This is a genomic window from Streptomyces sp. SM1 (assembly GCF_002910825.1).
GTDB lineage: Bacteria > Actinomycetota > Actinomycetes > Streptomycetales > Streptomycetaceae > Streptomyces > Streptomyces okerensis.
The window spans coordinates 1-13,087 of sequence record NZ_NEUB01000357.1; the positions used below are offsets into that span (position 1 = coordinate 1).

Annotated in this window: 10 protein-coding genes; 8 read left to right on the forward strand and 2 right to left on the reverse strand. The window is 70.9% G+C overall.

The genetic code is table 11. The features are described from left to right. Window positions 1-135: 135 nt before the first annotated feature. The 3 genes from B9S61_RS08855 to B9S61_RS08865 all read left to right on the forward strand — a co-directional run bounded on the left by B9S61_RS08855 (window position 136) and on the right by B9S61_RS08865 (window position 4,688). Window positions 136-2,007 (forward strand): IucA/IucC family siderophore biosynthesis protein, encoded by a 1,872-nt coding sequence (locus B9S61_RS08855; RefSeq protein ID WP_103541759.1) that lies wholly within the window; start codon window positions 136-138, stop codon window positions 2,005-2,007. Continuing rightward, the gene (locus B9S61_RS08860) at window positions 1,902-2,573 is read left to right on the forward strand and encodes a GNAT family N-acetyltransferase (RefSeq protein WP_103541767.1); all 672 of its coding nucleotides are present in this window, start codon (window positions 1,902-1,904) and stop codon (window positions 2,571-2,573) included. The genes B9S61_RS08855 and B9S61_RS08860 overlap by 106 nt, the downstream gene beginning before the upstream one ends. A 126-nt stretch (window positions 2,574-2,699) precedes the next feature. Continuing rightward, window positions 2,700-4,688 (forward strand): ATP-dependent DNA helicase, encoded by a 1,989-nt coding sequence (locus tag B9S61_RS08865; RefSeq protein ID WP_103541760.1) that lies wholly within the window; start codon window positions 2,700-2,702, stop codon window positions 4,686-4,688. A gap of 680 nt (window positions 4,689-5,368) precedes the next feature. Here the strand turns inward: B9S61_RS08865 and lexA are convergent. Beyond that, window positions 5,369-6,148, reverse strand: coding sequence for a transcriptional repressor LexA (gene lexA / locus B9S61_RS08870; RefSeq protein WP_103541761.1), 780 nt, complete (start codon window positions 6,146-6,148; stop codon window positions 5,369-5,371). 521 nt (window positions 6,149-6,669) lie between these two features. On the opposite strand from lexA, the gene nrdR reads away from it, so the two are divergent. Further along, on the forward strand, window positions 6,670-7,227 hold the full coding sequence (nrdR, locus tag B9S61_RS08875; protein ID WP_103541762.1) for a transcriptional regulator NrdR: 558 nt from the start codon (window positions 6,670-6,672) through the stop codon (window positions 7,225-7,227). A 165-nt stretch (window positions 7,228-7,392) separates the two neighbouring features. Beyond that, window positions 7,393-10,281, forward strand: a complete 2,889-nt coding sequence (locus B9S61_RS08880) for a vitamin B12-dependent ribonucleotide reductase (RefSeq protein WP_103541763.1) — start codon at window positions 7,393-7,395, stop codon at window positions 10,279-10,281. A gap of 130 nt (window positions 10,282-10,411) precedes the next feature. Here B9S61_RS08880 and B9S61_RS08885 read toward each other — a convergent pair whose 3' ends face one another. Continuing rightward, window positions 10,412-10,945, reverse strand: coding sequence for a TerD family protein (locus tag B9S61_RS08885; RefSeq protein WP_103541764.1), 534 nt, complete (start codon window positions 10,943-10,945; stop codon window positions 10,412-10,414). A 157-nt stretch (window positions 10,946-11,102) separates the two neighbouring features. On the opposite strand from B9S61_RS08885, the gene B9S61_RS08890 reads away from it, so the two are divergent. From B9S61_RS08890 to B9S61_RS08900, 3 genes are all read left to right on the forward strand, one after another. Continuing rightward, window positions 11,103-11,708, forward strand: coding sequence for a YdbC family protein (locus tag B9S61_RS08890; protein ID WP_103541765.1), 606 nt, complete (start codon window positions 11,103-11,105; stop codon window positions 11,706-11,708). A gap of 118 nt (window positions 11,709-11,826) precedes the next feature. Then, a complete protein-coding gene (locus tag B9S61_RS08895; RefSeq protein ID WP_103541766.1) occupies window positions 11,827-12,486 on the forward strand; it encodes a histidine phosphatase family protein in 660 nt (219 codons plus the stop codon). Between the two features lie 82 nt (window positions 12,487-12,568). After that, a partial coding sequence (locus tag B9S61_RS08900) for an ADP-ribosylglycohydrolase family protein (protein ID WP_146064757.1) occupies window positions 12,569-13,087 on the forward strand: 519 nt, incomplete at its 3' end.

Genomic DNA, 13,087 nt, shown 5'->3' on the forward strand with positions numbered 1-13,087 from the left:
CCCGACGGCCCGTGACCGGCTCGCCGAGTCCCTCCACCCGACGGCCCGTGACCACCGCGATCCGTACGAGAAGCGCCGTGTCCCCGAAAGCCGTTCCGGACGGGCCGGCCCCGCCCCACCCCACGAGGATCCGCCTTGCACACGACCCCCGCACCGGCCGACCGCACGAACTCCCCGGTACCGCACCAGGCACGGAAACCGCCCGGCACCGAGTGGCTCAGGGACACCGGCGCATGCCCCCTGGAGCACCCCGACCCCCACAGGGCGGCCGAGGCGGCGGGCACGGAGAACCTTCTGCGCTGCTGGGTACGTGAAACCGGCGTCCGCGCTCCGCGCAGCGACATCCTGTGCCTCCCCCTGCCCGCCAGCGGAACGGCCCTGCTCGTCCCGGTCCGGTACTGGTCCCCGACCGGCCGGCACCGCTTCGGCCTGCCCTACCTGGCCGACGCCCCTGATCCCGCTCCGCCCGTCGACGCCGTACTGCTCGCCGCCCTCCTCGGCAGGGAGACGGCCGGCCCGGCACTTCGACCGGCCGGCACCGGCACCGGCCGGGAGGCGGCGGGTACCGGCACCGGCACCGACCTGGTCGCGCGTGTCGCCGACTCCGTCCGGCGCGTCGCCGCCTTCCTCACCCACCGGCGGACCCGTACGGCAGACCACCCGGACCTCTTCCTCGCCGCGGAACAGGCGCTCGTCCTGGGCCATCCCCTGCACCCCGACCCGAAGAGCCGCGACGGCCTCCGTGACGCCGAGGCGCGACAGTACTCACCCGAGGCGCGCGGATCCTTCCCCCTGCGCTGGATGGCCGTCGCCCCCTCCCTGCTCGCCACCGACTCGGCCTGGACCGAGCGCGGCCGCCGCGTCCCCGCGCCGGACCTCACCGCACGGCTCGCCGGCCCCGGACTACCGCTGCCCGACGGCTATGCGGCGCTGCCCCTGCACCCCTGGCAACTGCGCCAGATCCGCCGGCGTCCCCAGGCCGCCGCGCTGCTGGACGCCGGGCTCCTTTGCGACCTCGGCAGCCACGGCGACCCCTGGCACCCCACGTCCTCCGTACGGACCGTCCACCGCACCGGTGCCCCCGCCATGCTCAAGCTGTCGCTGGCCCTGCGCATCACCAACTCCCGCCGGGAGAACCTCCGCAAGGAACTCCACCGGGGCGTCGAGGTCCACCGGCTGCTGCGCACCGGGCTGTCCCAGCGGTGGCGGGCCGCGCACCCCGGCTTCGACATCGTCCGCGACCCGGCCTGGATCGCCGTGAACGGACCGGACGGCGACCCCGTACCCGGACTCGACCTGGTGATCCGGCACAACCCGTTCGGGCCGCACGACGACGTCGCCTGCGTCGCCGGACTTCTCTCGCCGCGGCCCCGTGCCGACGGTCCCATGAGATCCCGGCTGGCCGAGCTGGTCACCCGCCTCGCCGCCCGGACGGGACGGCCGCCCGGAGCCGTCGCCGCCGAGTGGTTCCTGCGCTACCTCGAGCACGTGGTGCGGCCCGTGCTCTGGCTGGACGGGGCAGCCGGCATCGCGCTGGAGGCGCACCAGCAGAACACCCTGGTCCTGCTGGACGCCGACGGCTGGCCCGCGGGCGGCCGCTACCGGGACAACCAGGGGTACTACTTCCGGGCGTCGCGCCGCGGGGAACTGGACGCCCGGCTGCCCGGCATCGGCGAGCACAGCGACACCTTCGTCCCCGACGGCGTCACCGACGAACGCTTCGCCTACTACCTCGGCATCAACAACGTCCTGGGACTCATCGGCGCCATCGGCTCCGAGCGCCTCGCCGACGAACGGCTGCTGCTCGCCGCCTTCCGCGGGTTCCTCACCGAGGTCTCCGCCGGACCGGCCCGGACACGCGGCACCCTGCCCGCCCTCCTGCTGGACTCACCCACCCTGCGCTGCAAGGCCAATCTGCTGACCCGGGCGCACGGCCTCGACGAACTCACCGGCCCGGTCGACACCCAGTCCGTCTACGTCACCATCCCCAACCCGCTGCACCCATGACGGCCGGCGACATCACCGCCTGGGGCCCGGCCGGCACCCCCGCGGGTCTCTTCCGTCTCGCCCCCGTCCGGGTGGAGCGGGATCTGCCGCTGCTGTCGCGGTGGATGAACGACCCGGCCGTGGCCGCGTTCTGGGAACTGTCCGGACCACCGGCCCGGACGGCCGACCACGTACGGGCCCAGCTCACCGGCGACGGCCACAGCGTGCCGTGCCTGGGCATCCTGGACGGTACGCCGATGAGCTACTGGGAGATCTACCGCGCGGACCTCGACCCGCTGGCCCGCCACTATCCCGCCCGTCCGCACGACACCGGTCTGCACGTCCTCATCGGTGCCGCCGGCGACCGGGGACGGGGGCTCGGCAGCACCCTGCTCAGGGCCGTCGCCGACCTCGCCCTCGACAACCGGCCCGCCTCCCCCCGTGTCGTCGCGGAACCCGACCTGCGCAACACCCCCTCCGTCACCGCCTTCCTGAAGGCGGGCTTCCGCTTATCCGCCGAGGCGGACCTGCCCGCCAAGCGGGCGGCCCTCATGATCCGGGACCGCTCCCTGCGTCATCTGCTCTGACGCGCCCCCACCCGTGCGCCCCCGGTCCACCCCTCTTCCACACCGAGGAGGCCTCGTCTTGATCACATCACCGTGCCTCGCCGTGATCGCACGAATGTCAGTGCCGGGTCGTAGGGTGGTCGCGCTATGACGAAGCCCTCACTCCCCGAACTCCTGCACGCCGCCGTCGCCGCCGTCGGCGGCACGGAGCGTCCCGGCCAGGTGACCATGGCCGAAGCCGTCGCCGAGGCGATCGACGACGGCGCCCATCTGCTGGTCCAGGCCGGCACCGGCACCGGAAAGTCGCTGGGCTATCTGGTGCCCGCGCTCGCGCACGGCGAGAGAGTGGTGGTGGCGACGGCCACCCTGGCCCTGCAGCGCCAGCTGGTGGAGCGGGACCTGCCGCGCACCGTGGAGTCGCTGCATCCGCTGCTGCGCCGCCGCCCGGAGTTCGCGATGCTCAAGGGCCGATCGAACTACCTGTGCCTGCACCGCCTGCACGAGGGGGTCCCGCAGGACGAGGAGGAAGGGCTCTTCGACCAGTTCGAGGCGGCCGCCCCCACCAGCAAGCTGGGTCAGGACCTGCTGCGCCTGCGTGACTGGTCGGACGAGACGGAGACCGGCGACCGGGACAACCTGACGCCGGGCGTGTCCGACCGCGCCTGGTCCCAGGTGTCGGTCTCGTCGCGGGAGTGCCTGGGCGCCACGAAGTGCGCCTACGGCGCCGAGTGCTTCGCCGAGACCGCCCGCGAGCGCGCCAAGCTGGCCGAGGTGGTCGTCACCAACCACGCCCTGCTCGCCATCGACGCCATCGAGGGCGCCCCGGTGCTCCCGCAGCACGAGGTGCTGATCGTCGACGAGGCCCACGAGCTGGTCTCGCGGGTCACCGGAGTCGCCACCGGGGAGCTCACCCCCGGACAGGTCAACCGCGCGGTCCGGCGCGCCGCGAAACTCGTCAACGAGAAGGCCGCGGACCAGCTCCAGACCGCCGCCGAAGGGTTCGAGCGGCTGATGGAGCTGGCCCTCCCGGGCCGGCTGGAGGAGATCCCGGAGGACCTCGGCTACGCGCTCATGGCACTGCGCGACGCGTGCCGGACCGTCATCTCGGGAATCGGCGGCACCCGCGACAAGTCCGTCCAGGACGAGGACGCGGTCCGCAAACAGGCGCTGGCCTCCGTGGAGAGCGTGCACGACGTCGCGGAGCGGATCACCAACGGATCGGAATGGGACGTCGTCTGGTACGAGCGCCATGACCGTTTCGGGGCGTCCCTGCGTGTCGCGCCCATGTCCGTCTCGGGCCTCCTGCGCGAGAAGCTCTTCATCGACCGCAGTGTCGTCCTGACGTCGGCGACCCTGAAGCTGGGCGGCGACTTCAACGGTGTGGGAGCGTCGCTGGGACTCGGTCCCGAGGGGGCCGAGGACGACGATCTCCCGCAGTGGAAGGGCGTGGACGTCGGTTCCCCGTTCGACTACCCGAAGCAGGGCATCCTGTACGTCGCGAAGCATCTGGCGCGCCCGGCGCGTGACGGTGACCGCGGGGACATGCTCGACGAGCTGACGGAACTGATCAAGGCGGCGGGCGGCCGCACGCTGGGCCTGTTCTCCTCGATGCGGGCCGCGCAGCTCGCCGCCGAGGAGCTGCGCTCCCGCATTCCGGAGTTCCCGATCCTCCTCCAGGGCGAGGAGACGCTCGGCGAGCTGATCAAGAACTTCGCGGCCGACCCGAAGACCTGCCTCTTCGGCACGCTGTCGCTCTGGCAGGGCGTCGACGTACCGGGTCCGAGCTGCCAGTTGGTGGTCATGGACAAGATCCCCTTCCCGCGTCCGGACGACCCCCTGATGAGCGCCCGCCAGAAGGCGGTGGAGGAAGCGGGCGGCAACGGCTTCATGGCGGTCGCCGCCACGCACGCCGCACTGCTCATGGCACAGGGCGCCGGCCGTCTCGTACGGGCGTCGGGGGACCGGGGCGTGGTGGCCGTACTGGACCAGCGGCTGGCCACCGCCCGCTACGGGAGCTATCTGAAGGCTTCGCTGCCCGACTTCTGGTACACCACGGACCGGGACCAGGTCAGGAGATCGCTGGCCGCCATCGACGCCGTGGCCGTCCGGGCGGAGGCCGAGGCGGAGACACCGTGACCGGATGCCTCGCGGCACGGAGCCCTTGGCGCCGAAGTATGGCGCCCGTCGCCCGTCGCCCGTCGCCCGGAGTACGGCAGCCGGTGGCCGGGGCCTGGGGCACGGTGGCCGAAGTGCGGTCCAAGGAGTACGGAGTACGGAGAACGGCGGCCGAGGCACGGTCCACGGGCCGCGGCGGCCGTAGTACGGCGCCTCGGACGCGGCGGCCGAAGCGCGAGCCCGGGACTCGGCTGCCGAAACATGGCGCCCGGGGCACGGGGGAACGCCGACCGGAGCACGGTGCCCGGAGCCGACGCCGGCCACGGACGAGCGGATACCGGCCGACTGCCGACCACGTTGTCCGGTGTCACGCGCGACCGGGAATCCGTCGGCCCAGCGGCCCGAGCGGGAGTGGCCCCGAGCGGGAGCGGCCCGGGTTACCCGGGATCTCCGGGGAGGCGCGGCGGTGGGCCATGACGGTGGAACGCCCGGTCCGGCTGCTTGATACGGCGGCAGGCACATCCGCCGATCGGGCCCACCCCCCGTCGGCCACGGCCGGAAGGCCGGCGGACCGGCTTGGCCCCGTCCGGGCGAGGGCAGCTCGACGGGTCCGGGCAGCACAGGACCCCGGAACCGGCGCAGGGGTCCCGGGGTCCGGTCAGGGGCGGGGGCCGTGGCCGAAGCCGGCCCCCGCGCCGAACTCAGACGCGGCGCAGCACGGCGACCACCTTGCCGAGAATGGTCGCGTCGTCGCCGGGGATCGGCTCGTAGGCCGCGTTGTGCGGGAGGAGCCACACATGGCCGTCCTCGCGCTTGAAGCGCTTGACGGTGGCCTCGCCGTCGAGCATCGCCGCCACGATGTCGCCGTTCTCCGCGACCGGCTGGCGGCGGACCGTGACCCAGTCCCCGTCACAGATCGCGGCTTCGATCATGGAGTCGCCCACGACCTTCAGCACGAACAGCTCACCGTCGCCGACCAGCTGCCGGGGCAGCGGGAAGACGTCCTCGACGGACTCCTCGGCGAGGATCGGGCCACCGGCGGCGATACGGCCCACCAGGGGAACGTAGGACGCGGCCGGCTTGCCGGCGGTGTCGGTGGGCTGCACGGAGGCGGCCTGGTCGGAGCCGCGGACCTCGTACGCCCGCGGGCGGTGCGGGTCACGGCGCAGGAAGCCCTTGCGTTCGAGCGCCATGAGCTGGTGCGCCACCGAGGAGGTGCTGGACAGGCCGACCGCCTGGCCGATCTCACGCATCGACGGCGGGTAGCCCCGTCGCTGCACCGAATCCCTGATGACCTCGATCACCCGCCGCTGGCGGTCGGTCAGTCCGGAGCTGTCCGCCCGGATGCCGGGAGGTCGCCCCGGCAGGGAGCGCTTGGGCCCCTCCGGATTCACGGATTCGTTCATCGCGTGTACCGGCTCGAGCCGGCTCTGGGAGCGGTCCTGGGCAGTGATGGCGGCACTGTCTGCGGTCGTGGTCACGTCGGCCCCTCTCGATGGTCTCCCTGCAGCACAACGGTAGTAGCTTTCGAAAGGTTGCGCCAAACACACGTTCGAGTGAAAAATCGCGAATTACAGTACGCAATCTCTCGTCGAGGTGTATTGGTCGCCACGCTCTCGGCCGGACGAGCGGGCCGATCGCTGTACTCTTCACCGCCGGGGCGACGACCTTCCGGGTTCTCGGCCACAGTCTGCCATCGGGTGCCCCGGCGGGCGGGAAGCGGCCCCCGCTCCGCCCGCGAGTCGCACCCCTCCCCGCCCTCCTGGGAAGCGGAGTCTCCCTGCCGCGCGGCGCCGGTGACGGCGTGCGCGGCGACACGCGTCCAGAGCGTGAATGTATGAGCCAATCCCCACATGTAGTGGTTGGATTGCCGTAGTAGCCCAGAAGTTGTGGTCCCCCCGGTCTCCGGGCCCTCCGCGATCGCCTATGCTGGTGCTGCTTCGTGAGGCCCGTGAGGGCCGGCGAGGCCATTGAGTCTGCTGCGAGGAGGGTTGGGAATTTCATGCACTGCCCCTTCTGCAGGCACCCCGACAGCCGTGTCGTCGACAGTCGTACGACCGACGACGGCACGTCGATCCGCAGGCGCCGCCAGTGCCCGGACTGCTCCCGTCGTTTCACGACCGTGGAGACGTGTTCGCTCATGGTGGTCAAGCGGTCCGGAGTCACCGAGCCGTTCAGCCGTACCAAGGTCATCAACGGTGTGCGCAAGGCCTGCCAGGGCCGGCCCGTCACCGAGGACGCCCTCGCCCAGCTCGGCCAGCGGGTCGAGGAGGCGGTACGGGCGACCGGAAGCGCCGAGCTGACCACCCACGACGTGGGGCTGGCCATACTCGGCCCGCTGCAGGAACTCGACCTCGTCGCCTATCTGCGGTTCGCGTCCGTCTACCGGGCGTTCGACTCGCTGGAGGACTTCGAGGCCGCGATCGCGGAACTCCGGCGGGCGGAACGGCTCACCACGGGCGACGGGGACGGCGACGGTGCCGTCCCGGGGGTCCGGGAAGAAGGCGGCGGGTCCGGAGGGACCGTCCAGGTCCCCGAACCCGCTCCCGCCGCCGACTGACCGGCGGGCCGGCCCCGGACGCCAGATGCGGGGACCGGCCGGGCGGCGGCGATGAGAAGACCTGTTGCGGGCAGGCGAGTGGGTGCCCGCAGTACCAGACAGCACACCGTGCCACGGGAACAATCACGGCACTTCAGGGCGTTTTCGCCCGTACAGGGAGGCGGCATGACAGAGACGGCGAGCGGTCCGGCAAGGAGTCCCCGAGCCAAGAGCAACAAGGCCGGCAGGGGACTGCGTGTCGAGCGCATCCACACCACTCCTGGAGTCCACCCTTACGACGAGGTGGCCTGGGAGCGCCGTGACGTCGTGATGACCAACTGGCGCGACGGCTCGGTCAACTTCGAGCAGCGCGGCGTGGAGTTCCCCGACTTCTGGTCGGTGAACGCGGTCAACATCGTCACCAGCAAGTACTTCCGCGGGGCCGTGGGCACCCCGCAGCGCGAGACCGGCCTCAGGCAGCTGATCGACCGCATCGTGAAGACGTACCGCAAGGCCGGTGAGGACCACAGGTACTTCGCCTCGCCCGCCGACGCCGAGATCTTCGAGCACGAGCTGGCGTACGCCCTCCTGCACCAGATCTTCAGCTTCAACAGCCCCGTCTGGTTCAACGTGGGCACGCCGCAGCCCCAGCAGGTCTCCGCCTGCTTCATCCTGTCCGTCGACGACTCCATGGAGTCGATCCTCGACTGGTACAAGGAAGAGGGCATGATCTTCAAGGGCGGCTCCGGCGCCGGCCTGAACCTCTCCCGGATCCGCTCCTCCAAGGAGCTCCTCTCCTCCGGCGGCAACGCCTCCGGCCCGGTCTCCTTCATGCGCGGAGCCGACGCCTCCGCCGGAACGATCAAGTCCGGTGGCGCCACCCGCCGCGCCGCCAAGATGGTCGTCCTCGACGTGGACCACCCGGACATCGAGGGCTTCATCGAGACCAAGGTCAAGGAGGAGGAGAAGATCCGCGTCCTCCGCGACGCGGGCTACGACATGGACCTGGGCGGCGACGACATCGCCTCCGTCCAGTACCAGAACGCCAACAACTCGGTCCGCGTCAACGACGAGTTCATGCAGGCGGTCGAGGAGGGCGGCAAGTTCGGGCTGCGCGCCCGGATGACCGGCGAGGTCATCGAGGAGGTCGACGCCAAGGCGCTCTTCCGCAAGATCGCCGAGGCCGCGTGGGCCTGCGCCGACCCGGGCATCCAGTACGACGGTGTCATCAACAACTGGCACACCTGCCCCGAGTCCGGCCGGATCACCGCCTCGAACCCGTGCAGCGAGTACATGCACCTGGACAACACGTCCTGCAACCTCGCCTCGCTGAACCTCATGAAGTTCCTCAAGGACGACGGCCAGGGCCACCAGTCCTTCGAGGCCGAGCGCTTCCAGAAGGTCGTCGAGCTGGTCATCACCGCGATGGACATCTCGATCTGCTTCGCGGACTTCCCCACCCAGAAGATCGGCGAGAACACCCGCGCCTTCCGCCAGCTCGGCATCGGCTACGCCAACCTCGGCGCCCTGCTGATGGCGACCGGCCACGCCTACGACTCCGACGGCGGCCGCTCCCTCGCCGGTGCCATCACCTCCCTGATGACCGGCACGGCGTACCGGCGCTCCGCCGAACTCGCCGCGATCGTCGGCCCGTACGACGGTTACGCCCGCAACGCCGACGCCCACAAGCGCGTCATGAAGCAGCACGCCGACGCCAACGGCACGGCCGTGCGCATGGACGACCTGGACACCCCGGTGTGGGCCGCCGCCACCGAGGCCTGGCAGGACGTGGTCCGCGTCGGCGAGAAGAACGGCTTCCGCAACGCCCAGGCGTCCGTGCTCGCCCCGACCGGCACCATCGGTCTGGCGATGTCCTGCGACACCACCGGTGTCGAACCCGACCTGGCGCTGGTGAAGTTCAAGAAGCTCGTCGGCGGCGGCTCGATGCAGATCGTCAACGGCACCGTTCCGCAGGCCCTGCGCCGCCTGGGCTACCAGGAGGAGCAGATCGAGGCGGTCGTCGCCCACATCGCCGACCACGGCAACGTGATCGACGCCCCCGGCCTCAAGCCGGAGCACTACGAGGTCTTCGACTGCGCCATGGGCGAGCGCGCCATCTCCCCGATGGGCCACGTCCGCATGATGGCCGCCATCCAGCCCTGGATCTCCGGCGCCATCTCCAAGACGGTCAACATGCCGGAGACGGCGACCGTCGAGGAGGTCGAGGAGATCTACTTCGGGGCCTGGAAGCTCGGCGTCAAGGCGCTCGCGATCTACCGCGACAACTGCAAGGTCGGCCAGCCGCTCTCCGCGAAGACCAAGGACAAGGAGAAGGCCGAGGTCACCGAGAAGGCCGAGGAGACGATCCGCGCCGCGGTCGAGAAGGTGGTCGAGTACCGCCCGGTCCGCAAGCGCCTCCCGAAGGGCCGTCCCGGCATCACCACCTCCTTCACCGTCGGTGGCGCCGAGGGCTACATGACCGCCAACTCCTACCCGGACGACGGTCTCGGCGAGGTCTTCCTGAAGATGTCCAAGCAGGGCTCCACCCTCGCGGGCATGATGGACGCCTTCTCCATCGCCGTCTCGGTGGGCCTCCAGTACGGCGTGCCGCTGGAGACGTACGTCTCGAAGTTCACCAACATGCGCTTCGAGCCGGCCGGCATGACGGACGACCCGGACGTGCGGATGGCCCAGTCGATCGTCGACTACATCTTCCGCCGCCTGGCGCTGGACTTCCTGCCCTTCGAGACGCGTTCCGCGCTCGGCATCCACTCCGCCGATGAGCGCCAGCGTCACCTGGAGACCGGTTCGTACGAGCCGTCCGACGACGAGCTGGACGTCGAGGGCCTGGCCCAGTCGGCACCGTTGACCCAGGAACTGAAGGCGGTCGCCGCGCCGAAGGCCGAGGTGGTCAAGCCGGCCCCGCAGGAGGCCCACACCAGCGCGGAACTGGTCGAGATGCAGCTGGGTATCCAGGCGGACGCCCCGCTCTGCTTCTCCTGCGGTACGAAGATGCAGCGCGCCGGCTCCTGCTACATCTGCGAGGGCTGCGGCTCCACGAGCGGCTGCAGCTGACGCGTCCGGGCGCTGCCCGGGGGTGGAGGGACACGTTGAGGGCGGTGGTACCGGAGTTCGGGTACCACCGCCCTCGGCGTCGTGTCGGGTCGCGTCCGGTTCGCCGTGGCGTTCACGGCGTCCGCCCGCGTCAGGGCCGGCGTGCGGTTCCCATCTCGCGGGAGAAGTCCGCCGGGTCGCCGTCGAAGCCCTGGACGCCGGGGCGGAACTCCCAGGGGCCCGCTCCCTCGCGGACGAACTCCGCCACCGTCGCCGCCGTGGCCCCGAGGACACCGCCGAAGTCGTCCTCGGCCAGGACGGTGTACCCCTCGCGGATGCGCAGGCCCGGGTTGCCCACGGCGGAGAACGTCCGCCGCGTGTGGTGCTGCTGTATGACGACACCGACCAGCACGCGCGCGTAGCGCTCGTCGAGCCGGTCCAGCTCCAGCGTCATGACCTCGTCGTAGCCGAAGCCCTGGCCGTCCTTGCTGTCCCGGTTGAGAATGATGGTGCCGTCGGGGGAGCGACTGTCGAAGTGCACGACATAGGCGGGATCACCGTGCGGGTCGCTCGCCGGGTAGGGCGCGGCGACTATATCCAGGTCCGTGGCGGGCTCACCCGATGGACTCGGGTCCCACTTCAGCGCGATCTCCACCTTGCGGAAGCCCTTGTTGAGGCCGTTCACCAGTCTTCCCCTTCCTCGTGCGGTCCCTGCCCGGTCAGCCCAACTGCCGGATGATCGTGACAGGTTGTCCATCCTGCCATGCGGGCGGTGACGGATGCCGGGAAGTAGTCCTCCCGAGGGTGACCGGCGCCACGCTCCCTGGCCTTACGATGGCGCGGTGCTGGTCAAGTGGATTCGCTGCACCGTGGTGGACCGCCGCGGGTTCGAGCGGGGGCAGCGGAAGTGGGCGGGGCTTCTGGGGGAGCCGGGGTTCAGGGGACAGGGCGGGGGCTGGAGCCGGGGACGGTCGGACGTGGCGCACATATTCTCCTTCTGGGAGAGCCGCGCCTTCTACGACTCCTTCATGGCGCGCTCCCACGACCGGCTCGCCTCGGCCCAGTCGGGGACCTTCAAGGACGCCAGGGTCAGGCTCTTCGACCACCGTTTCGACGTGAAGACCGGATTCGAACCCCGCTTCACCGACGCCGACCTGCTCAGGGTGGCGCTGTGCCGGGTCCACGAGGAGCGGGCGGAACACTTCGTACTGATGCAGGAGAAGGTCTGGAACCCGGCGATGGCCGGTTCGCCCGGCATGATCCGGGGGCTGTTCGGCGAGGCGCCCGGGAGCGAGTTCCTGGTGCTGTCGATGTGGCGCTCGGCCGCCGAGCACGGCAAGTACCGCACCGAGCGGGTGGAACGCCTCGCCCTGAGGGCGCAGACGGAGGCCGACGTCGCGGCCCTGGCGGGGGACATCGTGGACATGGAGGCGGCCTGGACCGTGTGAACTCCGGGCGGGTGGCGGCGCGCTTCCGCGCGGTCCGGGGTGCGGGACATGTGTGACGTACGCCGTATGGGGCCCGCACGATTGCCCGTCCGGCCGTCACCCGATCTAGGGTCTTGGCATGGCACGACCACGGCGCATCGTCCTTGTCCGGCACGGCGAATCAACGGGCAATGTTGATGACTCCGTTTATGAGCGCGAACCCGACCACGCCCTGGCACTGACCGAGCGGGGCCGGCGGCAGGCGGAGGAGACGGGGGAGCGGCTGCGGAGACTGTTCGGACACGAGCGTGTCAGCGTGTACGTCTCCCCGTACCGGCGCACGCACCAGACGCTGGGCGCCTTCGGGCTGGACCCCGGCCTGATACGCGTGCGCGAGGAGCCGAGGCTGCGTGAGCAGGACTGGGGCAACTGGCAGGACCGCGAGGACGTGCGGCTGCAGAAGTCCTACCGGGACGCGTACGGGCACTTCTTCTACCGTTTCGCCCAGGGCGAGTCCGGAGCCGACGTGTACGACCGGGTCGGCGGTTTCCTGGAGAGCCTGTTCCGCAGCTTCGAGGCCCCTGACCATCCGCCGAACGTCCTGATCGTCACCCACGGTCTGGCCATGCGGCTGTTCTGCATGCGGTGGTTCCACTGGACGGTGGCGGAGTTCGAGTCGCTGTCGAATCCGGGGAACGCCGAGATGCGGATGCTCGTTCTGGGGGAGAAGGGCAAGTACGCCCTCGACCGGCCCTTCGAACGCTGGCGCGAACCGGAACCCTACGGGATCACCGGGTAGAGGGGTGTGGAGGGGCCGCGTGTGCGGATGGTCACGGATGGATGGCGCGGACGGACGGGGGCACGGATAGAGTGGCAGGGCGATGACCGCTGATTCCTCTCCCGCCGGGCGCCTGGAGCGCGCCCTGGCCGCGCTGCGCGGACTGTCGGTGGGGGACGCGCTCGGCTCCCAGTTCTTCGTGCCGGTGAACTACCCGCTGCTCAAGCGCCGCGAACTGCCCCCGGGCCCCTGGCAATGGACCGACGACACGGAAATGGCGTGCTCCGTCGTCGCTGTCCTGGCCGCGCACCACCGGATCGACCAGGACGCCCTCGCCCGGTCCTTCGCCGGGCATCACGACTTCGACCGGGGATACGGCCCCGCCGTCAACCGGCTGCTGCGGCTGGTCCGGGAGGGCGGGGACTGGCGCGAGCCGGCCGCCGGCCTCTTCAACGGACAGGGATCGTGGGGCAACGGCGCCGCCATGCGGATCGCACCGCTGGGCGCCTGGTACGCGGACGATCCTGAGCAGGCCACGCACCAGGCGGAGATCTCCGCCTACCCCACTCATCAGCACCAGCGTCCGCTCCGCCAACCCCCGCATCCGCAGCTCGGACAGCAC

What these genes read in the sequence shown, in the direction of transcription:
- B9S61_RS08865 (WP_103541760.1), top strand. Translation starts at nt 2,700, where the DNA reads ATGACGAAGCCCTCACTCCCCGAACTCCTGCACGCCGCCGTCGCCGCC.
- nrdR (WP_103541762.1), top strand. Translation starts at nt 6,670, where the DNA reads ATGCACTGCCCCTTCTGCAGGCACCCCGACAGCCGTGTCGTCGACAGT.
- B9S61_RS08880 (WP_103541763.1), top strand. Translation starts at nt 7,393, where the DNA reads ATGACAGAGACGGCGAGCGGTCCGGCAAGGAGTCCCCGAGCCAAGAGC.
- B9S61_RS08895 (WP_103541766.1), top strand. Translation starts at nt 11,827, where the DNA reads ATGGCACGACCACGGCGCATCGTCCTTGTCCGGCACGGCGAATCAACG.